The sequence below is a fragment of the Natrinema limicola JCM 13563 genome (assembly GCF_000337475.1).
GTDB lineage: Archaea > Halobacteriota > Halobacteria > Halobacteriales > Natrialbaceae > Natrinema > Natrinema limicola.
The window spans coordinates 1-1,898 of record NZ_AOIT01000076.1; the positions used below are offsets into that span (position 1 = coordinate 1).

1 protein-coding gene is annotated in these 1,898 nt (G+C 64.4%); it reads right to left on the reverse strand.

The genetic code is table 11. The features are described from left to right. Positions 1 to 106: 106 nt before the first annotated feature. A complete protein-coding gene (locus C476_RS16530; protein WP_004045523.1) occupies positions 107 to 925 on the reverse strand; it encodes a rolling circle replication-associated protein in 819 nt (272 codons plus the stop codon). Positions 926 to 1,898 lie beyond the last annotated feature (973 nt).

Here is a 1,898-nt window from a genome sequence, read left to right on the forward strand (position 1 = left end):
GGGTCGCCGAAAATCGAACCGACCCCACCACCCACCACAGGGACCTATAACGGTGTCTAGGGGGACCCCACCCGGCACCTCTCACCTCGCGGTGGGACCGACCGATCTAGTCTGGTGGCGGTCCTCTATCCTCGTCGCGCCGGAAGTCTCCCGACGCAGCCGACACCCAGTCCTCGACGATCGGATCCCACGCCATCAGTGACCAGTCCTCCTCGAGCGCACTGCCGTCACGATCGTCGCCGCCCGGATCGCGTGGATCGAGATCGACGTCGGCGCTAGATCCGTACCGCCGCGACCCCGACGGCAGGAACGACAGCGAGCCACGACCGAGGTACGCACTGATGTAGTGCGCCGCGTTCCGTGCGTCCACCCGCCGGATGTCCACCACCCGGCCGAGGCCGACGCGCTCGGCCAACTGCGACAGTTCCCGCTGCGGCAGGAACCGATCCACGAGCAGGTGCAGGTGCGGCCGGTCCCGCTCGTCTCCCTCGTGCCGCACCCACAGATACGACAGGTTTGGATAGCGGTCCCTCAGTTCCGTCCTCAGCGCGTTCCACCGATCGGTGATGTACTCGTGCTTCTCCTCCTTCGACGCGGGCGCTCTGCGGTCCACTGTGAGCGTCAGGAACCGACGCATCTCCGGGCGCTCCTCCGTGATCCGTTCTATCTCCTCGATCAGTCCCATCCTCAGCCGGTGGCCGCAACACTCGCAGTCCCACGAACCGCAACGGTACGACGCCTGTTCCCCCGATTCTGTCTGGTACTTCAGGTGCGCCAAGTCCTTCCGGCAGTCCGGCCGCTCCCGATCCGGCCCGCAATCCCAGTCCCGACCGAGCCGTGACTGCTCATCCAACTCGACCTCGCCGTCGACGGGATCCGCGCTCACTCCGACCACCCCGACCGACGCGATCGCGAGCTGCTCCACGAGTGGCCCGACAGCACGTCCGGCCCAGCTGGGGCGGCACTATCCGACGACCGCGACGAAGACGAGCCGGTGGCACCGCACCGCACCATAGCCACCGGCACGTCTTCTACCGCACCGCACGGTGGAACGCCTGAATTGGCGAAGCATAGCGGCTCTTGAGTTGTTCTAACTAGCGTCGAGTAAAGACCGCACCGCCGCCGCACCGCCACCGCACAAGATAGCCCCCTCCCGCCGGTCGGGGGCGTGCGGATCGGGCGGCCCTCGAGCCGGGTACGCCGGCTCTCGGGCAAATCAAGATCGCCCGATCCTTGCGGTGGATCGGCGCTTAGTCGTCCAGACCGAGCGTTTCCGTGAACCGTCGAAACACTTACTGACTCGGCTGAGAGAGGACAGAGCGAGGACGAACCCTCCGGCCAAGAGGTTTCCACCGGGCGATTCTGCCACAAATCGCGTCCGGTGGAATCGTCCGTCGCCCGGGCCTTCTCCGGGCATTCACTCACGTTGCGTAGCTTTGACTGCGACGAGAACGACTAGCCCCTTAAAGAATACTGACCTTTCACCCCGGCAGAACATCTACCTATCCCGATACTACCAACACGCCCACATATTGTTATTAGCAGTTCTAACCATAGCCAGACAGAACCCGAAACCGCATGACAGCGCAGGGGTCGCCGATCGCCCCGGAGTATCACCCATCACAACTTACCGCCGTCTTGCGATTCTTCCCCCTGTCGAATCCCGGCCCTATCCGTACAATCGCAGGACGGCGTAAGGATACCCCTGTCTGAACCGCCACAACTTACCGCCGTCTTGCGATTCTCCCACCACAATCACTCGCCCCTCCGCTCCCTAATCGCAGGACGGCGCAAGGGTCGCCGAAAATCGAACCGACCCCACCACCCACCACAGGGACCTATAACGGTGTCTAGGGGGACCCCACCCGGCACCTCTCACCTCGCGGTGGGACCGACCG